This window comes from Streptomyces sp. NPDC001339, assembly GCF_042895955.1.
Taxonomy (GTDB): Bacteria; Actinomycetota; Actinomycetes; order Streptomycetales; family Streptomycetaceae; genus Streptomyces.
This window is the reverse complement of sequence record NZ_JBIAWT010000015.1, coordinates 1-25,057: the sequence shown is the minus strand read 5'-3', so window position 1 is coordinate 25,057 and position 25,057 is coordinate 1. Positions and strand designations below refer to the sequence as shown.

Sequence of the window (25,057 nt, the reverse complement as noted above, 5' to 3'; positions counted from 1 at the left end):
GGGATCCCTTTCGTGGCACCGGGTCAGCGGGCCTGGTCGGCCCGCGTACCCGGGGTGTCCTGTGCGTCTCGTGGGGACGGGCCGGCCCCGTCCCGGTCCCCCTCGGGCACGACGAAGGAGTGCGGCACCAGGTGCGCCGGCAGCCGCTCGGCGAGCGTGGCCCGCAGCTCGGCGACCACGGTGCTGGTCCGGGTGGCCCGCGCCGGGTGGTTGGCGTACGCCGCAGGGTGCGGGCCGACCCGCTCCGTGGCGGCGCAGGAGACCACCGCCGGCTCCGGACCGCGCGGCACGAACACCACGTCCACCAGCCCGGGGGCGCCGGACGCGGCCCAGCACACGGCCGTGTCGTAACCCAGCTCGTCGCCCAGCGCGTACAGCGCCTCGGGGTCGGCCGCGGCGGCCGGGGCCCCGCCCGTCTCCAGCGCCTTGAGCACCGTCTCCACCCCGGCCCCGGTCTCCAGCAGCCGGGCCGCGGCCACCTCGTGCGCCACCCGGGCGTCGGGCACGTCCACGATCCGCACCGCGGCGGCCGGCCGGGCCCGCAGCCGCTCGGCGGCCCCCGTGACACCGGAGACCTCCATGCCCCACACCAGCGTGGGCAGCGCGGCCGCATCCGTCACCGGCCGGGGCGCCTTGCGCAGCACCGCGTCGTAACGGTGCCGGCTCAGCTCGTTGTGGTGCCGGGCGCGCTTGAGCCGGATGTCCACCGCGGCGACGTCCGGGACCTGCCGCGCCACCGAGGTGAAGAAGTCCGGGTCGACCAGCAGCTCCTTCTCGTTGAGGACGCTGTCCTCGACATGGGCGTGCGCGGCGCCCGGCCCGGTGTGCTCGGCCAGCTCACCGGCGAGCACCGCCGTACGGAAGGCCCGGTGCAGCCGAAGATTGCGCACATCGCCGATGAACACCGCGCCACCGGGCGCCACCAGCTCGGCAGCCCGGCGCACCACCTCGGCCAGATAGCCGCCGTTGGGGAAGTACTGCACCACGGAGTTGAGCACCACCGTGTCGAACTCCCCCTCCAGCCCCGTGAAGTCGTCCGCCTCCTGGCAGCGCAGCACGACCTGGCCGGCCAGCTCCGGCACCTCGGCGACCTGCGCGGTCAGGCTGTCGATGACGGTGGGGGAGAAGTCGGTGGCCACGTAGTGCTCACAGTGCGGGGCCAGCCGGGCCATCAGCAGCCCGGTGCCGACCCCGATCTCCAGCACCCGGCGCGGGCGCAGCGACAGGATGCGTTCGACGGTCGCGTCCCGCCACTCGCGCATCTCCTCCAGCGCGATGGGCAGCCCGGAGTAGGTGCTGTGCCAGCCGACGAAGTTGTCGCCCAGCCCGCCGGTGCCGGGCAGCTCCCCGTACACCCACTCATAGATCAGCTGCCACTCGCCGACCCGCTTGCTCTCCTCCTCGGGCGTACGCGAGCCGGGCACGGCGTCGGTGAGGGTCAGATGGGCGACCAGGGACGGGGCCTGGGCACCGTCCTCACCGGTCTCCACCCGCACCCGTGCGACGTCCGGATGCTCGGCGATCACCTGCTCCACCAGGTGGAGTTCGGTCGGCGGCGTCGGCATGGGGGGACTCCTGCAAGTCGAGTGGACGGACGGGGAGGAGGTCCGGCGCCCCACGCCCGCCGCCTGCGGCGACCGGCGCGCACCGGTGGCGGGTCAGGACAGCAGCTCGGTCACGGCGCGCCCCACGCCCGGCTCCCGCAGCAGCCCGGAGTGGTCGATGTCGAACCGGACCTCCCGCGCCGCGATCTTCAGGGAGTCCGCCAGCTGGGCCAGTTCGTCGGAGCGGATCACCTCCACCGACGCGGGCGCCGGGGACACCGTCAGCTGCCCGGCCGCCACGAGGTAGGTGAGATAGCTGCGGAACCAGCCCACCAGCTCCTCGGCCCGCTCGGCATCCAGCCCCACCCGGTCGAAGGCGGTGGTGCCCACCTCCTGATAGATGCGGATGAACTCCTGGCACAGCAGCCCGAGGTCGTCCTGCTCCTGCTGGGCCCGCAGACCCGCCTGGTGCGCCGCCTCGACCTCCTCGGGCGTCAGCACCGCCGACAGCGCGCCCACGACCCGGTAGAAGCCGTAGTGCAGCACGGTCAGCCCGGTGGCCGCCGTCGGGTCGAACAGCACCACCTTGGGACGCTGCTGCCAGGCGGCGATCTCGTCGGCGAGGGCGAGCGCGAAGACGCTGGAGGCGCAGTAGCCGAAGACGGCGGCCACGCGCACGCCGCCGTCCCGCAACTCGTCCGTCCACCGGGCGACATATTCCGGACCGGTCATCCCCTTTTCGTCGCCCACGGCCGGCGGAACGGCTTCCCAGAGCGGGTGCGGGGTATCGATCTGCCCGGCGAGTTCGGCAAAACCGGCCTCGGGACGTCCGGTCACGGTGAAGTCGACGGTGAGAATTACCTCGTCGCCTTCCTTGCCGTTCGGGATCGCCCGCCAAGTTCGCAGTTCGGCCATGCTTTCCCTGCCTCCTGGGATAGGCGATTGGAAAGGGGGGTTGAATACGTGTCAACGTAACCTCGCGGGAATACGGTGGGACACCCCTAATCCGTCCGGACCCGCCCCTACCCCTGCCCGGGCAGCCCACGGAGGCCGAAGAGACAGGTCTCCTAGGGGCGAGTAGGGGTCGGACGTGGGGTTGGCCGCGGTCGGGCGCCTCACTAGCGTGAAATCCGACCGGCTCCCGGTCGGGGCTCGCGAGAAGCTGACGCCGCGTGGGAGCGGCGAAGTCGGAAGCCGCAGGCTTCGCCAATTCACCCGTTGCGCACTTCTCGGGAGGCGTGCCTTGTTCCCCGACGTCATGCCGTTGGTGCTCTCCGCCGACAGCCCGGCGGCGCTCCGCGCCCGCGCCCACCGCCTGCGGCAGCACCTCGACGGCGTCACCGACACCCAACTGCCGCCCCTCGCCCACGCATTGGCCGCCGGTGACCGTGCCCTGCGGCACCGCGCGGTGCTCCTCGCCGGCGGCGCCGATGACGCCCGCCGGCGACTGGCCGACCTGGCCGCCGGGCGTACCCCGTACGCCACCGCACCCGGTGGCACGGACCCCGTACGCACCGGCGCCGTACGCCACACCCAGCGGCCCGTCCTCGTCTTCCCCGGCCAGGGGCCGCAGTGGGACGGCATGGCCCTGGACCTGATGGAGCACAGCGAGGTCTTCCGCACCGAGATGCACCGCTGCGACCGGGAACTGGCGCACTTCGCCGACTGGTCCGTGACCGACGTGCTGCGCCGGGCCCCCGGTGCTCCCGCGCTCGACGGCGCGGACGTGGTCCAGCCCGTCCTCTTCGCCGTCATGGTCTCCCTCGCCGCCCTGTGGGAGCACTACGGGGTCACGCCGGCCGCCGTCGTCGGCCACAGCCTCGGCGAGGTCGCCGCGGCCACCGCCGCCGGTGCGCTCGGCCGCGCCGACGGCATGCGCATCAGCGCCCTGTGGAGCGCCGCCCAGGCCACCCTTGCCGGGCGCGGCGAGATGCTGTCCGTTCCGCTGCCGCTCGACGAGGTCGAGCGCCGGCTGCGGGGCCGCGACGGCCTGGGCGTCGCGGGCGTCAACGGCCCCGGCTGGGCCGTCGTCTCCGGCGACAGCGCACCGGCCCTGGACCTGCTCGCCGACCTCCGGGCCGAGGGCGTACCCGCCCGCCACGTCCCCGTCGGCCTCGCCGCGCACTCCCGCCACATCGAGGAGCTGCGCGAGCGTCTGCTCACCGACCTCGCGCCCGTCCGCCCCGGCACCGCCCGCGTGCCGTTCCACTCCACCGTCGTACGGGAGGGCGCCGACGGCGCTTCCGGCGCGGCCGCCCTGCACCGGCCCGGCGTGGACACCACCGGGCTGGACGCCGCCTACTGGTACCGCAACCTGCGCACCCCCGTCCGCTTCGACCTGGCCACCCGCGCACTCGTCGAGCGCGGCGCCCGGGTGTTCGTGGAGATCAGCCCGCACCCCGTACTCACCGTCGGCCTCCAGGACACCGTCGAGCAGGCGGGCGCCGACGCCACCGTCCTGGCCTCGCTGCGGCGCGGCGAGAACGGCCCCCGCCACTTCCTCACCGCGCTCGCCGACGCCTACGTCAGGGGCGTCGGCATCGACTGGCGGGCGGCCTTCGACGGGGTGCCGGCGGGACAGCTGCCGGACACGGCCGCGACGGCCGAGGTGGTGACGGTACGGGCCCGTGCCGCCGGGGAGGCGGCAGCGGCGCCCGGTCTGGAGCCCGCCGCGCACCCCCTGCTCGCCACGGTCGCCGAACTCGCCGGCCCCGCACCCCACATCGCGCCGGACGAGGCAGCCGGCCCCGGCGACGGCACGTCCGCCGCCCGCCTGTTCACCGGCCGTATCGACCCCGGAGACCACCCCTGGCTCGCCGGGCACACCGCCCTGGAGCGGGCCGTGCTGCCCGCCGCCGCGCTGGTCGACCTGGCCCTGCACGCCGGCGCCGAACTCGGCTGCACCGGCCTCGCCGCCTTCACCCAGCACCTGCCGGTCGTCCTCGACGAGACCCGCCCGCTCCTGCTCCAGCTGCACGTCTCCGCCGCGGACCCCACCGGTGCCCGGCGGTTCACCGTGCACTGCCGACCCGAGACCGCGCTGCCCGCCCGGGGCGAGGACTGGACCCGGCACGCCACCGGACAGCTCGCCGGACAGCCGGCGGGCCACAGTGCCGGGCCCGGCCTCCCGGAGACCTGGCCGCCCGCCGGCATCGCCCCCCTCGACCCCGCCGCGGCCCGCCGGCGCCTGGCCGCCCTCGGCCTGGGCCACGGCCCCGCCCATACCGGCCTGACCGCCGCTTGGTCGCATGGCGACGACATCCTGGCCGAGGTACGACTGCCCCACCAGGCCGGGCCCGCCGAGCCGTTCGCCCTCCACCCGGCCCTGCTCGACGCCGCCCTGCACACCGTCGCCCTCTTCCCCGCCGCCGACGGCGAGACCACCGGCTGGCTGCCTGCCGAGTGGTACGGCGTCACCCTGCACGCCACCGGCTCCCACGCGCTGCGGCTGCGCATCACCCCCGCGGGTCCCGACTCCGTGGCCCTGACGGCCGCCGACGAGACCGGCCGCACCGTGCTGACCGCCGACCGCATCGCCATGGAACCGCTCCCGGCCGCCTATCTGCGCGACCCGGCCTCCGTCGCCGCCCGCGCCCCCGGCACCGTGCACGGCCCCGGTACGGCATCGGACGGCGTCCCGGACTCCGCACTCGCCGCCCGCCTGGCGGGGATGGAGCCCCCGCAGCGCCTGGCGGAACTGCTGGACCTGGTCTGCGAGCACACCGCCGAGGTCCTGGGCGCCGCCGCCCCCGACACGGTCCCCGCCGACCGGCCCTTCACCGCGCTCGGCTTCGACTCGCTCGGCGCGCTCGCCCTGCGCAACCGGCTGGGCGACGCCACCGGCCTCAAGCTGCGCACCACCCTCATCTTCGACTTCCCCACCCCCGCCGCGCTCGCCGCCCATCTGCGCGACCGGATCGCTCCGCAGGACACCCCCTTCGGCGGCGTCCTGCGCGAACTCGACGAACTGGAAAAGGCATTGACCGCGGCCCTCACCGTCCACACCGGCCCCGACGGCGCCCCCGGCACCGGCACCGGCGCCGCGCCAGGCGGCGAGGACGGCCACAAGCGCGTCCGGGCCCGGCTGCAGGACCTGCTGTTCACGCTGGAGAGCGCCACCGGCGGCACCACGGCCGCCCTCCCCGTCACCGCCGATGACTCGCTGGACACGGTCACCGACGACGAACTCTTCGAACTGCTGGACGAGGAGTTCGACGGCCCGTGAAGACGCGCGGAGATCCGGGTCGGGCAGTACGGCCCCGCGGCCGGACGGCCGCGCCGGAGCACGAGGAGTCCCTGGGGCCGGCCGAGCGGCCCCGCCCGTAGTTCTGCCGGTTGCCAAACGGAGTTGACATCACCATGGCGCACGAAGACAAGCTTCGCGACTACCTCAAGCGGGCGACCACCGACCTGCGGCAGGCCAACCAGCGGCTGAGGGAGCTCGAGTCCAAGGACCGCGAGCCGATCGCGATCGTCGCCATGGGATGCCGCTTCCCCGGAGGCATCGACAGCCCCGACCGGCTGTGGAACCTGCTCACCGAGGGCGGTGAGACGACCGGCGGGCTGCCCACCGGCCGCGGCTGGGACCTCGAAACGCTCTACGACCCCGACCCCGAGCGCACCGGCACCTTCTACATGGGCGGCGGCGGCTTCCTCCACGACGCCGACCGCTTCGACGCCGAGTTCTTCGGGATCTCCCCGCGCGAGGCGCTGGCCATGGACCCCCAGCAGCGGCTGCTGCTGGAGACCTCCTGGGAGGCGCTGGAGCGGGCCGGCATCGACGCCCGTACGCTGCGCGGCAGCCGCACCGGCGTCTTCGTCGGCGCCATGCCCCAGAGCTACGCCCCCAGCTCCCACCGCGTTCCCGAAGCGGTCGAGGGCCACATCCTCACCGGCAACACCACCAGCGTCGCCTCCGGCCGGCTGGCCTATGTGCTGGGCCTGGAGGGCCCGGCCGTCACCGTGGACACCGCCTGCTCCTCGTCCCTGGTCGCCCTGCACTGGGCGGTGCAGGCGCTGCGCCGCGACGAGTGCTCCATGGCGCTGGCCGGCGGCGTCACCGTCATGGCCACCCCCGGCATCCTCATCGAGCTCAGCCGGCAGCGCGCCCTGTCCCCCGACGGCCGCTGCAAGGCGTTCGGCGCCGCTGCCGACGGCTTCGGCGCAGCCGAGGGCGCCGGCATGCTCGTCCTGGAGCGCCTGTCCGACGCCGTACGCAACGGACACCAGGTGCTGGCCGTTGTCCGCGGCTCGGCGATCAATCAGGACGGCGCCAGCAACGGCCTGACCGCCCCCAACGGCCCCTCACAGGAACGCGTCATCCTCGACGCGCTCGCCAACGCCCGTGTGCCCGCCTCGCAGGTCGACGCCGTCGAGGCCCACGGCACCGGCACCGCGCTGGGTGACCCCATCGAGGCGCAGGCCCTGCTGGCCACCTACGGGCGCGAACGGCCCGCCGACCAGCCCCTGTGGCTGGGCTCGGTCAAGTCCAACATCGGCCACACCCAGGCCGCCGCGGGTGTCGCCGGCGTCATCAAGATGGTGCTCGCCCTCCAGAAGGGCGCCCTGCCGCGCACCCTGCACGCCGACGAGCCGTCCCCGCACATCGACTGGTCGGCCGGCAGCGTACGGCTGCTGACCGAGGCCCGTGAGTGGCGGGAGCAGGGGCAGCCCCGGCGCGTGGGCATCTCCTCGTTCGGCATCTCCGGCACCAACGCCCACACCATCCTCGAACAGGCCCCCGCACCGGCGGAGGAGCCCGACGGCGCACCCCGCACCACCACGCGCGGCCTGGTCCCGTGGCCGCTCTCGGCCCGCTCCGAACCCGCTCTGCGCGCCCAGGCCGCCCGCCTCGCCGCACACGTCACGGACCGGGCCGCGGCCGACGACGGTGCCGCGGCGGCCGACATCGGCTGGTCGCTGTCGACCACCAGGGCCACCTTCGAACACCGCGCGGTGGTGCTGGGCACCGGCCGGGAGGAACTGCTGTCCGGCCTCGCGGCGCTGGACGAGGGCACCGCGGCGGCCCACGTCGTCCGGGGACGCGCGGATGCGTCCGGAACCGGCGCGCTGGCCGTGCTCTTCACGGGGCAGGGCGCCCAACGCCTGGGAATGGGCCGCGAGTTGTACGAGCGGTTCCCGGCCTTCGCGGATGCCTTCGACGCGGTGTGCTCGGCGCTGGACGCGCATCTGGGGCGTCCGCTGCGCGAGGTGGTGTTCGGGGACGCGGAGGCGCTGGACCGTACGGAGTTCACGCAGCCCGCGCTGTTCGCGGTCGAGGTGGCGCTGTTCCGCCTGGCCGAGTCCTGGGGCATCCGCCCGGACTTCGTGGCCGGGCATTCGATCGGTGAGCTGGTGGCGGCGCATGTGGCCGGGGTGTTCGGCCTGGCGGATGCCGCCCGGCTGGTGGCCGCCCGTGGCCGGCTGATACAGGCCCTGCCGTCCGGCGGCGCGATGGTGTCCCTGGCCGCCCCGGAGGACGAGGTCCGCGCAGCGCTCGACGGCCTTGCACAGGTGTCGATCGCGGCCGTCAACGGCCCCTGTTCCGTGGTCGTTTCGGGCGATGAGGCCGCCGTACTGGAGATCGCCGAACGGTTCTCGGACCGCGGTGTGAAGACCAAGCGCCTGCGGGTCAGCCACGCCTTCCACTCCCCGCTCATGGACGCGATGCTGGAGGACTTCCGCCGCATCGCCTCCGGACTGACCTACGAGGCCCCGTCCCTGCCCGTGGTCTCCCACGTCACCGGCCGGCTCGCCACCGCCGACGACCTCCGCGACCCCGACTACTGGGTCCGCCATGTCCGCGAGCCCGTGCGCTTCGCCGACGGCATCGACACCCTGCGCGCCGAACGCGTCGGCACCTTCCTGGAGTTGGGGCCCGACGGCGTCCTGACCGCCATGGCCCGCGACTGCCTGCCCGCCGACTCCGACGCCGTACTCGTCCCGTCCCTGCGCCGCGACCGTCCCGAGGAGGAACGGGCCGCGCTCACCGCCCTCGCCCAGCTCCACGTCAGCGGCGTGGGCGTCGACTGGGAGACCTTCTACAAGGACGCCGGAGCGCGCCGGGTCGAGCTGCCCACCTACGCCTTCCAGCGCGACGGCTACTGGCTGGACGCGCCGCACGACTCCGGCCGGACCGGCACGGACGCCGAGCCGGCGGCCGCCGACGCCCACTTCTGGCAGGTCGTGGACAGCGCCGACCTCCAGGCCCTGGCCGACACCCTGGACGTGCGCCCCGACGCCCCGCTGAGCGAACTGCTGCCCGCCCTCGCGCAGTGGCGCCGTCGCCAGGACGAACAGCGGGCCGTCGACGCCTGGCGCTACCGCGTCGTCTGGCGGACCGCACCCGAACCGCCCACGGTCCGGCTCACCGGCACCTGGCTCGCTGTCGTCCCGGCCGGCCACGCCGACTCCCCGTACGTGACCACCGTCCTGGACGCCTTCACCCGCGGCGGTGCCCGGATCCGTACGGCCGAACTCGCCGAGCGGGACACCGGCCGGCAGCGGGTGGCCGACCTGCTGCGGGAAGCCGTCGACGGCACCGAACCGGCCGGAGTGCTGTCCCTGCTGGCCGAGGCCGACCAGCCGCACCCAGCCCACCCCGGCGCCGCCGTCTGCCTCGCCCTGACCGTCGCCCTGGCCCAGGCCCTCGGCGACACCGGCATCGACGCGCCGCTGTGGTGCCTCACCCGCGGCGCCGTCTCCACCGGACCCGCCGACCCGCCGACCGCCGTGGAACAGGCCCCGCTGTGGGGCCTGGGACGGGTCCTCGCCCTGGAGCACCCGCAGCGCTGGGGCGGACTCCTCGACCTCCCCGAGAACCCCGACGACCTGGCGCTGCGGCGGCTGTGCGCCGTCGTCGCCGCACCCGGCGACGAGGACCAGTTCGCGGTCCGCGCCTCCGGCACGCACCTGCGCCGCCTGGCCGCCGCGGCCAAGGGCGACCAGCCCGCCGCCCGCACCTGGCAGCCCACCGGCACCGTACTGATCACCGGCGGCACCGGCGCCCTGGGCCGCCACGTCGCCCGCCGGCTCGCCCGCGAGGGCGCCCGCCACCTCGTCCTCACCAGCCGCAGCGGCACCGACGCGCCCCGCGCCCGCGAACTCGCCGCCGAACTGGCCGAGTCCGGCGCCCGGGCGGAGTGCGTCGCCTGCGACGTGGCCGACCGCACCCAGCTCGACGCCCTGCTGCGCCGCCTCGCCCAGGAGGGGCGGCCGGTCCGCACCGTCGTCCACGCCGCCGGTGTGGTCGACGAGATCCCGCTGGACACCCTCGGCCCGGACGCCCTCGCCGCACAGCTGCGCGCCAAGACCGACGGCGCCCGCAACCTGGACGCCCTTCTCGGCGACACCGACCTGGACGCCTTCGTCCTGTTCTCCTCCATCGCCGGTATCTGGGGCAGCGCCGAACACGGTGCCTACGCCGCCGCCAACGCCTACCTCGACGCCCTCGCCCAGCACCGCCGCGCCCGTGGCCTGACCGCCACCGCCGTGTCCTGGGGAGCCTGGGCCCCCACCGGCACCGAGGGCGAGGGCGGCATGGCCGCACAGCTGGACCGCGACCAGCTGCGCCGCCGCGGCCTGCCGCTGATGGACCCGGACCGCGCGGTCACCGCGCTGCGGCACGTCCTCGACCACGACGACACGGCCCTGACCGTGGCCGAAGTCGACTGGGAGCGCTTCTTCCCCGTCTTCTCCGCCGACCGCCCCCGGCCCTTCTTCCACGACCTGCCGCAGGTACGCGCCCTCCTGCGCGCCGCCCGGCCCGGCTGGGACGAGACCGCCACCGGCACGGACACCCCGCTGACCCAGCGGCTGGCCGCACTGTCCGAGGCGGACCGCGACCGCGAGCTGCTGACCTTCGTCCGTACCCAGACCACCCTGGCTCTCGGGCACAGCGACCCCGAACGCATCGACACCACCCGGACATTCAAGGACCTGGGCTTCGACTCCCTGACCACCCTGGAGATCCGCAACCGCATCGCCGAGGCCACCGGACTGCGGCTGCCCTCCACCCTGGTCTTCGAACACCCCACCCCCGCCAAGCTGGCGGAGTATCTGCGCGGCCGGCTCCTGGGCATCCGCCAGGAGTCCGGCACTCCGGTCCCGGTGGCCGCCGCGGCCGACGACGAGCCCATCGCCATCGTCGGCATGAGCTGCCGCTACCCCGGAGGAGTCAACTCCCCCGAAGCGCTCTGGCAGTTGGCAGCCCAGGGCGGCGACGCGATCACCCCGTTCCCGGCCAACCGCGGCTGGAACACCGACGCACTCTACGACCCCGACCCCGACCACCACGGCACCACCTACGCCCGCGAGGGCGGATTCCTCCACGACGCCGGGAAGTTCGACGCCGCGTTCTTCGGCATCTCACCCCGCGAAGCCCTGGCCATGGACCCCCAGCAGCGGCTCCTGATGGAAACCGCCTGGGAGGCCTTCGAGCGCGCCGGCATCAACCCCGCCGCGGCACGCGGCACCAGCACCGGCGTCTACATCGGCGCCTCCGCCAACGGCTACGGCACCGGCCTGCGCGAGACCCCCGACGGCTCCGAGGGCTACTTCCTCACCGGCAGCGTCTCCAGCGTGGTCTCCGGCCGGATCTCCTACACCCTGGGCCTGGAGGGCCCGGCGGTCACCGTCGACACCGCCTGCTCCTCCTCCCTGGTCGCCCTGCACCTCGCGGTCCAGGCACTGCGCCAGGGCGAGTGCACCATGGCTCTCGCGGGCGGCGTGACCGTCATGCCGCACCCCGGTGTCTTCGTCGAGTTCAGCCGGCAGCGCGGGCTGGCCGCCGACGGCCGCTGCAAGGCGTTCGCCGAGGCCGCCGACGGCACGGGCTGGGGCGAGGGCGTGGGTCTGCTCGTCGTCGAGCGCCTGTCCGACGCCGTACGCAACGGACACCAGGTGCTGGCCGTCGTCCGCGGCTCGGCGATCAACCAGGACGGCGCCAGCAACGGCCTCAGCGCTCCCAACGGCCTGGCCCAGCAGCGCGTCATCCGTCAGGCCCTGGCCAATGCCCGGCTGTCGGCGGCGGATGTGGACGCCGTCGAAGCCCATGGCACGGGTACGACTCTCGGCGACCCGATCGAGGCCCAGGCCCTGCTGGCCACCTACGGACGCGAGCGCGATGCCGAACGCCCCCTGTGGCTGGGTTCGCTGAAGTCCAACATCGGGCACACACAGGCGGCTGCCGGCGTCGGCGGCGTCATCAAGATGGTGATGGCGATGCGGGCGGGTGTGCTGCCGCGCACCCTGCACGTGGACGCGCCGTCCTCGCATGTGGACTGGTCGGCGGGTGCGGTGGAGCTGCTGACGGAGCCCCGCGACTGGCCGGAAGCCGGGCGCGCCCGGCGTTCCGCCGTGTCATCCTTCGGCATCTCGGGCACCAACGCCCATGTCGTCCTGGAGCAGGCGCCCGAGCCGGAAGCCGAGACCGGCGACGGCGCGGATCACGTTCCGGCTGTGGGCGGTGTGGTGCCGTGGGTGGTGTCGGGGAAGTCGGAGGCGGCGCTACGGGCGCAGGCGGGGCGGTTGGCCACCCATGTGGCTGGTCTTGAGGATGGGGAACCGGTCGATGTGGGCTGGTCGTTGGTGTCGTCGCGGGCGGTGTTCGAGCACCGGGCGGTGGTGGTCGGCGCGGGCCGTGAGGAGCTGACGGCCCGGCTGTCGGCGCTGGCCGAGGGCACGGAGGCCTCCGGGGTCGTCTCCGGGGTTGCCGGGGACGAGGTGCCGCTGGCGGTGTTGTTCACCGGGCAGGGGTCGCAGCGGGTCGGCATGGGGCGGGAGCTGTACGAGCGGTTCCCGGCCTTCGCCGAAGCCTTCGACGCTGTGTGCGCGGAGCTGGACACGCATCTGGAACGGCCGCTGCGTGAAGTGCTCTTCGAGGATGCGGAGGCGCTGGACCGTACGGAGTTCACGCAGCCTGCGCTGTTCGCGGTCGAGGTGGCGCTGTTCCGCCTGGCCGAGTCCTGGGGTGTGCGGCCGGACTTCGTGGCCGGGCATTCGATCGGTGAGTTGGTGGCGGCGCATGTGGCCGGGGTGTTCGGCCTGGCGGATGCCGCCCGGCTGGTGGCCGCCCGTGGCCGGCTGATACAGGCCCTGCCGTCCGGTGGGGCGATGGTGTCCCTGGCCGCGGCGGAGGATGAGGTCCGTGCCGAGCTGGAGGGCCTCGAAAAGGTCTCCATAGCGGCCGTCAACGGCCCACGCTCGGTGGTGATCTCGGGTGACGAGACGGCTGTACTGGCGCTCGCCGACCGCTTCGCGGCCCGTGGAGTGACGACCAAGCGCCTGCGGGTCAGCCACGCCTTCCACTCCCCGCTCATGGACGCGATGCTGGAGGACTTCCGTCAGGTGGCCGAGGGGCTGTCGTACCACGCGCCCTCGCTGTCGGTGGTCTCCCACGTCACGGGTGAACTGGCCACCGCCGGGGAGCTGTGCGACCCCGGCTACTGGGTCCGCCATGTCCGCGAGGCGGTCCGCTTCGCCGACGGCATCCGCACGCTGGAGCGTGAAGGTGCCGGTGTCTTCCTGGAGTTGGGCCCGGACGGTGTCCTGACGGCCATGGCCCGTGAGTGCCTGCTGAGCGACTCCGACGCTGAACTGATCGCCTCCCTCCGGCGCGACCGCTCCGAGGAACCAGCGGCCGTCACCGCCCTGGCGCGACTGCACACGGCAGGGGCGGCGGTCGACTGGGAGGCGTTCTTCAGGGGTACCGGTGCCCGCCGGGTCGAGCTGCCCACCTACGCCTTCCAGCAGGAGGAGTTCTGGCTGGAGTCGGGCGTCGCGGAGCCCGTGGACACCGTGGTACCCGATCCGGTGGACGCCCGCTTCTGGGAGGTCGTCGACAGTGCCGATCTCGAGGCGCTGGCCGACACCCTCGACGTGGACGCCGAGGCGCCGCTGAGCGAGCTGCTGCCCGCGCTCACCCGGTGGCGCAGTCGCCGCCAGGAACAGCACACCCTCGACTCCTGGCGCTACCGGATCGTCTGGACCACGGCTCCCGAGCCGGCCCCGGCGCGGCTCACCGGTACCTGGCTCGCCGCCGTGCCGGTCGGCCACGCCGACGCATCGACCGTGACGGCCGTCCTCGCCGCGCTCACCCGGCACGGCGCCGATGTGATCCCGATCGAGGTGCCCCGCACCTGTGAACGTGCCGAGTTGGCCGCGCGGCTGGGCGAACTGGCCGCCGACCGGGCCGTCGGCGGCGTGGTCTCGCTGCTCGCGCTGGACGTGGACCCCTACCCCGGTCACGAGGCGCTGCCGGCCGGTGTGGGAGCCACCCTGGTGCTGACCCAGGCCCTGGGGGACGCCGGGGTTCCCGCGCCGCTGTGGCTGCTCAGCCAGGGCGGCGTGGCGGCGGGTGCGCACGACGCCGCGCCCAGCCCGGAGCAGGCGCAGGTCTGGGGCCTGGGCCGGGTCGTCGGGCTGGAGCACTCCGATCGCTGGGGCGGGCTGGTCGACCTGCCCGCCGCACTGGACCGCCGGGCCGCCGACCGCCTGGCCGCGGTCCTCGCCGCCCCCGGCGGAGAGGACCAGGTGGCCGTCCGGGCCGCCGGTGTGCTGCGACGGCGTATGGTCCGCACCCCGTTCGACGCGGGGGCGGCGGGCCGTTGGACGCCGCGCGGCACCGTATTGATCACCGGTGGCACCGGCGCCCTGGGCGCGCATGTGGCGCGCTGGCTGGCCCGTAACGGGGCCGAGCACCTGGTGCTGACCAGCCGCCGCGGAGAGAACGCCCCCGGCGCGGCCGAACTGCGGGCCGAACTGTCCGCGCTCGGCCCCGAGGTCACCGTCGCCGCCTGCGACGTGGCCGACCGGGCGGCGCTGTCCGCCCTCATCGAGGAACTGCGGCAGGACGGCGGCCCCGTACGGGCCGTGGTGCACGCCGCGGGACTGCCGCACGCCAAGCCGGTCATGGAGACCGGGATCGACGAGTTCGCTGGCATCATCGGCGGCAAGGTGACCGGCGCCGCGCATCTGCACGACCTGCTGGGGGACACGGACCTGGACGCGTTCGTGCTGTTCTCCTCCAACGCCGGGGTCTGGGGCAGCGGCGGCCAGGGCGCCTATGCGGCGGGCAACACCTACCTGGACGCGCTCGCCGAGGTCCGCCGCGCCGAGGGCCGGGTCGCGACCTCCGTGGCCTGGGGCTCCTGGGTTGGCGGCGGCATGGCCGTGGTCGGCGCTCTGGACGAGCAGATGCGGCGGCGCGGGCTGCGCGAGATGGCGCCCGAGCGGGCGATCGCCGCTCTGCAACAGGCACTCGACGAGGACACCCCGTTCCTCGCCGTGGCCGATGTGGACTGGGAGCGGTTCACCCCGGGCTTCACCATGGCCAGGCGGCGGCCGCTCATCGAGGACATCCCCGAGGTTCGCCGCTACCTGGAAGCGGAGCGCGAGAGCGCGCCCGCCGGCACCGCCGCGGCCCCGCTGTCCGCGCTGGCGGAGCGCCTCGAGGGCCTGACCGGGCCCGAGGCCCGCCGCGCCGTCCTGGACGTCGTACGGGCCCAGGCCGCCGCCGTACTCGGCCATGACTCGGCCGACGCGGTGCAGCCCAACCGGGCCTTCCGCGACCTGGGCTTCGACTCCCTCACCGCGGTCGAGATCCGCAACCGGCTCCGGAAGGCCACCGGGCTGAGCCTGTCCGCGACCCTCGTCTTCGACCACCCGACCCCCGCCGCGCTCACCGACCGCCTGCTGAGCGAGGTCCGTGGCGGCACGGAGCAGGACGACGCCCCTGCCGCGGCCGGCGGCACCCGCCCGGCCGCCGCGGCCGCGTACGACGATCCGGTCGCCATCGTGGCGATGGGCTGCCGCCTCCCGGGCGGCGTCCGCTCGCCCGAGGAACTGTGGCGGCTGCTGGCCTCCGGCTCCGACGGCATCACCGCCTTCCCCACCGACCGCGGCTGGGATCTGGACGCCCTCTACGACCCGGACCCCGACCACCCGGGCACCTCCTACGCCCGCGAGGGCGGGTTCGTGGCGGACGCCGCGGAGTTCGACGCCGGGCTGTTCGGCATCTCCCCGCGCGAGGCCCTCGCCATGGACCCGCAGCAGCGGCTGCTGCTGGAGACCTCCTGGGAGGTCTTCGAGCGGGCCGGTATCGACCCGCTCGGCCTCAAGGGCAGCCGCACCGGCGTGTTCGTCGGCGCCAGCCCCTCCGGTTACGGCGAGCGCATGGGGGACGCCGCGAGCGGCTCCGAGGGCTATCTGCTGACCGGCGGCGCCCCCAGCGTGATGTCGGGCCGGCTGTCCTACACGTACGGCCTGGAGGGTCCGGCCGTCACCGTGGACACGGCCTGCTCCTCCTCCCTGGTCGCCCTGCACTGGGCCGTGCAGTCGCTGCGGCAGGGCGAGTGCTCCCTGGCGCTGGTCGGCGGCGCCACCGTGATGGTCACGCCGCTGGCCTTCGTGGAGTTCAGCCGTCAGCGGGGCCTGGCCTCCGACGGCCGCTGCAAGGCGTTCGCGGAGGCCGCGGACGGTACCGGCTGGGGCGAGGGCGTCGGCCTGCTCCTGCTGGAGCGCCTGTCGGATGCCCGCCGCAACGGCCACCAGGTCCTGGCGGTGATCCGTGGTTCGGCCGTCAACCAGGATGGTGCCAGCAACGGCCTCACCGCTCCCAACGGGCCCTCCCAGCAGCGCGTCATCCGGGCCGCGCTGGAGAGCGCCCGGCTGACGGCGGCCGACGTGGACGCGGTCGAGGCCCATGGCACCGGCACCGCACTGGGTGACCCGATCGAGGCTCAGGCCCTGCTGGCCACCTATGGGCAGGGGCGGGAGGCGGACCGGCCGTTGTGGCTGGGTTCGGTGAAGTCCAACATCGGGCACACCCAGGCGGCCGCAGGTGTCGCCGGTGTCATCAAGACCGTACTGGCTCTGCGCGCGGGCGTATTGCCCCGCACCCTGCACGCCGAGGTCCCGTCCTCGCACGTGGACTGGTCGGCGGGTGCGGTGGAGCTCCTGACGGAGCCCCGCGACTGGCCGGAGACCGGGCGGGCCCGCCGGGCGGCGGTCTCCTCGTTCGGCATCTCGGGGACCAATGCGCATGTGATCGTGGAGCAGGCGCCGGAGGTTTCCGGGGCTGCGGTCGATGAAGACCGTGCTCCGGCGGCCGGAGTTCTGCCGTGGGTGATCTCTGCCAGGACGGCGGGTGCGTTGCGGGAGCAGGCGCGGCGGGTGGTGTCGTGGGTTGCTGGGGGTGATGTGTCGGCGGTGGATGTGGGTTGGTCGTTGGCGGTGTCGCGGGCGGCGTTGGATCATCGGGTGGTGGTGGTCGGTTCCGGGCGGGATGAGTTGGTGTCCGGGTTGTCGGCGGTGGCTGAGGGTGCGGTGGCTGGTGGTGTGGTTTCGGGGGTTGCCGGGGATGAGGTGCCGCTGGCGGTGTTGTTCACTGGCCAGGGTGCGCAGCGGGTGGGGATGGGGCGGGAGTTGTATGCCCGTTTCCCGGTTTTTGCGGATGCCTTTGATGCGGTGTGTGCGGAGCTGGATGCGCATCTCGAGCGGCCGTTGCGTGAGGTGATCTTCGGGGATGCGGAGGCGTTGGATCGTACGGAGTTCACGCAGCCTGCGCTGTTCGCAGTGGAGGTGGCGTTGTTCCGTCTCGTCGAGTCGTGGGGTGTGCGGCCGGACTTTGTGGCTGGGCATTCGGTGGGTGAGTTGGTGGCGGCGCATGTGGCCGGGGTGTTCGGGTTGGCGGATGCGGCGCGGTTGGTGGCGGCTCGTGGGCGGTTGATGCAGGCGTTGCCGTCCGGTGGTGCGATGGTGTCGCTGGCGGTGGCGGAGGATGAGGTCCGTGCCGAGCTGGACGGCGTCACGAGTGTGTCGATCGCAGCCGTCAACGGTCCGAATTCCGTGGTGATTTCGGGTGATGAGGCGGCCGTACTGGAGGTTGCCGAGGGGTTCGCGGCTCGTGGTGTGAAGACCAAGCGTCTCCGCGTCAGTCACGCGTTCCATTCGCCGTTGATGGACGGGATGCTGGAGGACTTCCGTCGTATCGCCTCTGGGCTGGCCTACGAGGTCCCGTCCCTGTCAGTGGTCTCCAATGTCACGGGTGAATTGGCGACGGCGGAGGAGCTGTGCGACCCCGACTACTGGGTTCGTCATGTCCGTGAGGCGGTGCGTTTCGCCGACGGTATCCGTACGCTGGAGCGTGAAGGCGTCGGGGCTTTCCTGGAGTTGGGTCCGGACGGTGTACTGACGGCGATGGCCCGGGACTGCCTGTCGGGCGACTCGGCCGCCGTGTTGGTCCCGTCCCTGCGCCGTGACCGTCCCGAGGAGTCGGCGGCGGTGACCGCTCTCGCCCAGCTGCACGTCACAGGTGTGCGGGTGGACTGGGAGGCGTTCTTCGCCGGTACGGGCGCGCGCCGGGTCGAGCTGCCCACGTACGGCTTCGTACGCGAGCGCTACTGGCCGCAGGGTGTGGCCCGTACGGGAGATGTGGCGTCGGTCGGCCTGGGTGCCGCCGGACACCCGCTGCTGGGGGCGACGGTGGCCCTCGCGGACGGCGGCGGAGCGGTGCTGACGGGTCGGTTGTCGTTGGCATCGCATCCGTGGCTGTCGGGGCATGCGCTGGCCGGGCAGGTGCTGTTGCCGGGGACGGCGTTGCTGGAGCTGGCGGTACGGGCCGGGGACGAGGCCGGTTGTGGAGTGGTGGAGGAGCTGACGCTGGAGGCGCCGCTGGTGCTGCCGGAGCGTGGCGGTGTGGCGGTGCAGGTGGCCGTCGGGCCCGCCGACGACTCCGGCTGGCGCGAGGTGGGCGTCCACTCCCGTACCGATTCCGGCGCGGAGGAGTGGGCGCGGCACGCCTCCGGAACGCTCTCCCCGGCCACTCCTGCCCCGGTCGAGGGTCTCGGCCAGTGGCCTCCGGCCGGTGCCGAGCCGGTGGACATCTCCGGCCTGTACGAGCGCCTGAACGGCATGGGCTTCGCGTACGGCACGGCGTTCTCGGGGCTGGAGCGAGTCTGGCGCCTCGGACGGGAGCTGTTCGCCGAGGTGAGCCTGCCGGAGGAGGCCGCGGCCCAGGCAGGGGCGTTCGGGCTGCACCCGGCGCTCCTGGACGCCGCGCTGCACCCGCTCGGCCTCGGCGTCGTCACCCCCGACGACGGTGTGGCCCGTATGCCCTTCTCGTGGACCGGGGCGCGGCTGCACGCGTCGGGGGCGGCCGCGCTGCGCGTCCGCCTGGCTCCGGCCGGGGAGAACGCGGTCACGATCGCCGCGTACGACACTTCCGGTGAGCCCGTTGCCACCGTCGATGCACTCGTCCTGCGCCGGATCACCGCCGAACTGCTCGACGGCGAGCGGCCCAAGGGCGCTGAGCTGCTGTACGGGCTGGAGTGGGTGGGCGTCCCGGCCCCCGGCGCCGACGTGGCGCGCCCGGGCCGGTGTGCGGCCCTGAGCGGGGACGGTTTCCTCGCGGTACCCGGTGTGCCGGAGGCGGTGAACCTCGCCGCGGTTCCGGACGACGTCGAGCTGGTGTTCGCCGCCGTCGACGGGGCGGCGGACGCGGACGGTGCCTCGCCCGGCGCCGTGACTCGCGTGCTGGAGCTCGTCCAGGCGTGGCTGGCCACCGAGGCCACCGAGGACGCCCGGCTGGTGGTGGTGACCGACGGTGCGGTGTCGGTCGCCGGCGAGGACGTACGGGATCTGGGTGCGGCCGGGGTGTGGGGTCTGGTGCGGTCGGCGCAGTCCGAGCACCCGGGGCGCTTTGTGCTGGTGGACCTCGACGAGCGGTCGGCGTCCGCCGAGGTGCTCATCGCCGCCGTTGCCTCGGGTGAGCCTCAATTGGCCGTGCGGGAGGGCTCGGTGACGGCCGTCCGGCTGGCGCGTGCCGTACCGGGGCAGCTCGCCGTGCCCGCGGGCACGGACGCCTGGCGGCTGGAGCCGACCGGTACGGGCACCGCGGACGGCCTGGTCTTCGCGGACAACTCCACTGTGGCCACCGCTGAGTTGGGTGTGGGTGAGGTGAGGGTTGCGGTGCGTGCGGCGGGGGTGAATTTCCGGGATGTGCTGATCGCGTTGGGGATGTATCCGGATGCGGGTGCGGTGATGGGGTCGGAGGGTGCTGGTGTGGTGGTGGAGGTGGGTCCCGGGGTGTGTGGTGTTGGGGTGGGGGATCGGGTGCTGGGGTTGTTCGCGGGTGGGGTGGGGCCGGTGGTCGTGGTTGATGAGCGGTTGGTGGTGCGGGTGCCGGAGGGCTGGTCGTGGGCGCGGGCGGCGTCGGTGCCGGTGGTGTATGTGACGGCGTTTTATGGGTTGTTCGATCTGGGTGGTCTGGGGTCGGGTGGGTCGGTGTTGGTGCATGCGGGTGCGGGTGGGGTGGGGATGGCTGCGGTGCAGTTGGCGCGGTGGGCGGGGGCGGAGGTATTCGCGACGGCGAGTCCGGCCAAGCAGGGGGTGTTGCGGGGGTTGGGGCTGGACGCGGGGCATATTGCGTCGTCGCGGGACACCGGTTTTGCGGAGGCCTTCCGGGCGGGGACCGGGGGGCGTGGGGTGGATGTGGTGCTGAACTCTCTGGCGGGGGAGTTTGTGGATGCGTCGTTGGGGTTGGTGACGGCGGGGGGTTGGCTGGTGGAGATGGGCAAGGCCGATGTGCGGGATGCGGCCGAGGTGGCGGAGGCGTATCCGGGGGTGGGGTATCGCGCGTTCGACCTGGGGGATCCGTCGGTGGAGCGGGTGGGGGAGATTCTGCGGTTGGTGGTGGGGTTGTTGGAGGAGGGTGTGCTGGCGGGGTTGCCGGTGCGGGCATGGGATGTGCGGCGGGCGCCGGAGGCGTTCCGGTTCATCAGTCAGGCGCGGCATGTGGGGAAGAACGTGCTGATGCTGCCGCGTGATCTGGACCGGGCGGGGACGGTGGTGGTGACGGGCGGGACGGGTGCGTTGGGTGCGGCGGTGGCCCGGCATCTGGTTGCGCGGCACGGTATCCGTCACCTGCTGCTGCTCAGTCGGAGTGGTCCGCGGGCTGCGGGGGCGGCTGAGTTGGTCGCCGATCTGGAGGCGTTGGGGGCGCGGGTGCGGGTGGTGGCGTGTGATGTGGCGGATCGTGAGGCGTTGGCGGGGGTGTTGGCGTCGGTGGAGCATCCGTTGACGGGGGTGGTGCATGCGGCTGGAGTGGTGGATGACGGTGTGGTGGGGGCGTTGGATGGTGGGCGGGTGGCGGAGGTGTGGGATGCGAAGGTGCGGGGTGCTTTGCATCTGGATGAGTTGACGCGGGGTGTGGATCTGGCGTGGTTTGTGCTGTTTTCGTCGTTGTCAGGGGTGGTGGGGGCGGCGGGGCAGGCGAATTACGCGGCGGCGAATGCGGCGTTGGACGGGCTGGTGGCGCGTCGGCGTGCGGTGGGTTTGCCGGGGGTGTCGTTGGCGTGGGGTCCGTGGGCTGAGGTCGGTGGTATGGCCGGGGGGCTGGGTGAGCGGGATCTGTCACGGATCGCTCGTTCGGGGGTGGGTGCGCTGTCGACGGAGGACGGCCTCGCCGCACTCGACACCGCCCACTCCATGGCAGCGCCGCAGCTGATACCCGTACGCCTCGACCTGGGCGCCCTGCGTGCCGAGGCGGGGCGGGGCGGGCTGGTGCCCCTGTGGCACGGTCTGGTGAAGGTTCCGGCGCGGCGCGCGGTCGCCGCGGCGACCGCCGACGGCGGGGGACTGGCCCGTCGGCTCGCCGATCTGGCACCGGACGAGGCCGGGCGTACGCTCACCGAACTCGTCGGCACGCATGTCGCGGCGGTGCTCGGGCATGCGGCTGCCGAGGCCGTCGACCCGGGCCGGGCGTTCAAGGACATCGGCTTCGACTCGCTCACCGCCGTCGAACTGCGCAACCGTCTCCACACGGTCACCGGACTGCGGCTGCCCGTGACCCTGGTCTTCGACTACCCGACCCCGGCCGCTCTCGCGACGTATCTGTACGGTGAACTCGTCGGGGAGGCCGCCGAGTCGGCCGTACCCGCCGTGGCTCCGGCGGTTTCCGCTGCGCTGGACGGCGATCCGGTCGCCATCGTCGCCATGAGTTGCCGCTACCCCGGCGGCGTCGCCTCCGCCGAGGACCTGTGGCGGCTGGTCGCCGAGGGGCGTGACGCCATCGCCGGATTCCCGGCCGACCGCGGCTGGGACACCGACGCGCTCTACGACCCGGACCCCGAGCGGCAGGGCACGTTCTACGCCCGCGCCGGCGGGTTCCTGCACACGGCCGGAGAGTTCGACGCCGAGTTCTTCGGGATCTCACCGCGTGAGGCCCTGGCGATGGACCCGCAGCAGCGGCTGCTGCTGGAGACCTCCTGGGAGGCCTTCGAGCGCGCCGGCGTCGACCCGGCCACACTGCGCGGCAGCACCACCGGCGTGTTCATCGGTGCCGCCAAGTCCGGCTACGGCGAGGAGCGTCCGCAGGAGGCCGACGGTGTCGAAGGGCACCTGCTCACCGGCAACGCCGGCAGTGTCCTGTCCGGGCGGGTGGCCTACACCCTGGGCCTGGAGGGCCCCGCGGTGACGGTCGACACCGCGTGCTCGTCTTCCCTGGTGGCACTGCACCTGGCGGCTCAGTCGCTGCGGCAGGGCGAGTGCGACCTCGCCCTCACCGGTGGTGTGGCCGTCATGGCGACCCCCAGCCTCTTCATCGAGTTCAGCCGTCAGCGCGGGCTGTCGGCGGACGGCCGTTGCAAGGCGTTCGCGGACGCCGCGGACGGTACCGGCTGGGGCGAGGGGGTCGGCCTGCTGCTCCTGGAGCGCCTTTCGGACGCCCGGCGCAATGGGCATGAGGTGCTGGCGGTGGTCCGCGGTTCGGCCGTCAACCAGGACGGTGCCAGCAACGGGCTGACCGCGCCCAACGGTCCGTCCCAGCAGCGTGTCATCCGCGCCGCACTGGCCGGTGCCCGGCTGACCGCGGCCGATGTGGACGCGGTGGAGGCGCACGGCACCGGTACCCGCCTCGGTGACCCGATCGAGGCCCAGGCGCTGCTGGCCACGTACGGCCAGGACAGGGACACCGAACGCCCGCTGCACCTGGGCTCGTTGAAGTCCAACATCGGCCACACGCAGTCCGCTGCCGGCGTCGCGGGCGTCATCAAGATGGTGATGGCCATGCGCCACAGCATGCTGCCCAAGACCCTGCACGCGGACGTGCCCTCGTCGCGGATCGACTGGTCGGCGGGTGCGGTGGAACTCCTGACGGAGTCCCGCGCGTGGCCGGAGACGGGTGGCCGTCCGCGGCGCGCGGCGGTTTCGTCCTTCGGCATCTCCGGTACCAACGCCCACACGATCCTGGAGCAGGCCCCGCACTCCGAGGAGCCCCCGGCGCAGGACGGGCCGACGCCTGCGGCCACCCTCCCGTGGACGGTCTCGGCCAAGGACGAAGCCGCACTGCGCCACCAGGCACGCCGCCTCCTCACCCACGCCGAGGCACACCCGGAGCTGTCGGCGGCCGACATCGGACTGTCGCTGCTCCGTACGCGTACGCCGTTCGCCGAGCGCGCGGTGGTGCTGGGCACCGGCCGTGAGGAGCTGCTGTCCGGCCTCTCGGCGGTGGCCGAGGGGACATCGGCGCCGCACGTGGTGCGAGGGGCGGTACAGGCCGGCCGCACGGCGGTTCTCTTCACCGGGCAGGGGGCGCAGCGGGTCGGTATGGGGCGGGATCTGTACGAGCGGTTCCCGGCCTACGCGGACGCCTTCGACGAGGTGTGTGCGGAGCTCGACGTCCACCTGGGGCGTCCGCTGCGTGAGGTGATCTTCGGGGATGCGGAGGCGCTGGACCGTACGGGCTTCACGCAGCCTGCGCTGTTCGCGGTGGAGGTGGCGTTGTTCCGTCTCGTCGAGTCGTGGGGTGTGCGGCCGGACTTTGTGGTGGGGCATTCGGTGGGTGAGTTGGTGGCGGCTCATGTGGCCGGGGTGTTCGGGTTGGCGGATGCGGCGCGGTTGGTGGTGGCTCGTGGGCGGTTGATGCAGGCGTTGCCGTCCGGTGGTGCGATGGTGTCGCTGGCGGTGGCGGAGGACGAGGTCCGCGCCGAGTTGGCCGGCGTCACGAGTGTGTCGATCGCAGCCGTCAATGGCCCGCAGTCGGTGGTGATTTCGGGCGACGAGACGGCTGTAATGGAGGTCGCCGACCGCTTCGCGGCTCGTGGTGTGAAGACCAAGCGTCTCCGCGTCAGTCACGCGTTCCATTCGCCGTTGATGGACGGGATGCTGGAGGACTTCCGTCGGGTGGCGGCGGGGTTGTCGTACGAGGCCCCGTCCCTGCCAGTGGTCTCCAATGTCACCGGCGAACTCGCCACTGCCGACGACCTCCGCGACCCCGACTACTGGGTCCGTCACGTCCGTGAGGCGGTCCGTTTCGCCGACGGCATCCGCTCCCTGGAGCGCGAAGGCGTAGGAATCTTCCTGGAGTTGGGGCCCGACGGAGTGCTGACCGCGATGGCACGCGAGTGTCTGTCGGCCGACTCAGGCGCTGTACTCGTCCCCTCCCTGCGCCGGGACCGCCCCGAGGCACAGACGGCGCTCACCGCCCTCGCGCAGCTCCATGTTTCCGGTGCGGCCGTCGACTGGTCCCCGTTGTTCCGGGGCGCCCGCCACGTGGAGCTGCCCACGTACGCTTTCCAGCACAGGCACTACTGGCTGCGTTCCGCCGCCACCGCCCGGACCGCGGCCCCCTCCGCGCTCGCCGCCGACGGTGAGTTCTGGGCCGCCGTGGAGCGCGCGGACGTGACGGCTCTGGCAGGCACGCTGCACGCCGACGGGGCGCAGCACGAGCAGCTGAGCGCGCTGCTCCCGCTGCTGTCCTCCTGGCGCAAGCGGCAGGACGAGAGCGCCGCGCTCGGTGCGCTGCGCTACCGGACGGCCTGGCGACGGATCGCGGACCCCGCCGCCTACGGCGGTCCCGCCACGGCCGTGCTGCCCGGGACCTGGCTGCTCGCCGTGCCCGAGGAGCACCGCACCGCCGACGCCATCGCCAAGATGGCGGACGCGCTGGAGGCCCGGGCCGAGAACCTGCTGCGGGTCGAGGTGGCACCCGGCGACGCCGCCGCCGAGGCGCTGGCCGCGCGGATCGCCCGTACGGCTGGTGCCGAGCCGGTCGCCGGTGTGCTGTCGCTGCTGGCCCTGGCCGGTGAGGCTCACCCCGAGCACCCGTACGTCACGTACGGGGTCACCGGGAACCTGACGCTGATCCAGGCCCTGGAGGCCTCCGGTGTCCCGGCCCGTGTGTGGTGCGCCACCCGTGGTGCGGTGTCCACCGGCCGCGACGACCACCCGGCCGACCCGGCACAGGCACAGCTGTGGGGCTTCGGCCGGGTGGCAGCCCTGGAACTGCCGGAGCGGTGGGGCGGCCTGGTCGACCTGCCCGCCGGCGAGGACGCCGACGCGATGGACGACCGCCGGATCGACGCACTGTGCGGCGTGCTGACGGGAACGCTCCCCGGCACGGCGACCGGCCCGGACGGCGATGGTGTGGTGGAGGATCAGGTGGCGGTGCGTGGGTCTGGGGTGTTTGGGCGGCGTTTGGTGCGTGCGTCGTTGGAGGGTGTGCGGGGGGAGGGGGT

4 protein-coding genes are annotated in these 25,057 nt (G+C 73.7%); 2 read left to right on the top strand and 2 right to left on the bottom strand.

From position 1 onward, the window contains the following. Positions 1-23 precede the first annotated feature (23 nt). A complete protein-coding gene (locus ACFY12_RS31900; RefSeq protein ID WP_390719438.1) occupies positions 24-1,565 on the bottom strand; it encodes a class I SAM-dependent methyltransferase in 1,542 nt (513 codons plus the stop codon). Between the two features lie 93 nt (positions 1,566-1,658). Then, positions 1,659-2,459: a hypothetical protein gene (locus ACFY12_RS31895; RefSeq protein ID WP_390719437.1), complete on the bottom strand. Its 801-nt coding sequence runs from the start codon at positions 2,457-2,459 to the stop codon at positions 1,659-1,661. A 328-nt stretch (positions 2,460-2,787) separates the two neighbouring features. Here ACFY12_RS31895 and ACFY12_RS31890 point away from each other — a divergent pair, with 328 nt between their 5' ends. Both ACFY12_RS31890 and ACFY12_RS31885 read left to right on the top strand, forming a co-directional pair. Next, a complete protein-coding gene (locus tag ACFY12_RS31890) occupies positions 2,788-5,769 on the top strand; it encodes an acyltransferase domain-containing protein (protein ID WP_390719436.1) in 2,982 nt (993 codons plus the stop codon). A 134-nt stretch (positions 5,770-5,903) separates the two neighbouring features. Further along, positions 5,904-25,057: type I polyketide synthase (locus ACFY12_RS31885; RefSeq protein WP_390719435.1), on the top strand; the 19,154-nt coding region annotated here is incomplete at its 3' end.

Coding starts and splice junctions, on each gene's coding strand:
- ACFY12_RS31900 (WP_390719438.1), bottom strand. CDS start 1,565: ATGCCGACGCCGCCGACCGAACTCCACCTGGTGGAGCAGGTGATCGCC.
- ACFY12_RS31895 (WP_390719437.1), bottom strand. CDS start 2,459: ATGGCCGAACTGCGAACTTGGCGGGCGATCCCGAACGGCAAGGAAGGC.